Source organism: Loigolactobacillus jiayinensis (assembly GCF_003946445.1).
Taxonomy (GTDB): domain Bacteria; phylum Bacillota; class Bacilli; order Lactobacillales; family Lactobacillaceae; genus Loigolactobacillus; species Loigolactobacillus jiayinensis.
In genome coordinates this window covers 1-252 of sequence record NZ_RHOF01000062.1, presented here as the reverse complement: position 1 = coordinate 252, position 252 = coordinate 1, and the positions used below count along the sequence as shown (strand labels likewise).

Genomic DNA, 252 nt, shown 5'->3' with positions numbered 1-252 from the left:
CTAGACCATGGAACCATATTGCGGGAGCAGGGTTTGAACCTACGACCTTCGGGTTATGAGCCCGACGAGCTACCAGACTGCTCCATCCCGCGATAATAAAAAGGAGGATGAGAGATTCGAACTCTCGCATGCTTTTACACATCTGACGGTTTTCAAGACCGTTCCCTTCAGCCACTTGGGTAATCCTCCAAGCTGAAATGACCCGTACGGGATTTGAACCCATGTTACCGCCGTGAAAGGGCGGTGTCTTAA

General features: G+C 50.8%; 2 tRNA genes. Both read right to left on the bottom strand.

The features are described from left to right. Positions 1-18: 18 nt before the first annotated feature. A tRNA-Met gene (locus EKM80_RS12690) sits at positions 19-92 on the bottom strand. 9 nt (positions 93-101) lie between these two features. Next, positions 102-189: transfer RNA gene (locus EKM80_RS12685), tRNA-Ser, on the bottom strand. Positions 190-252: the final 63 nt, after the last annotated feature.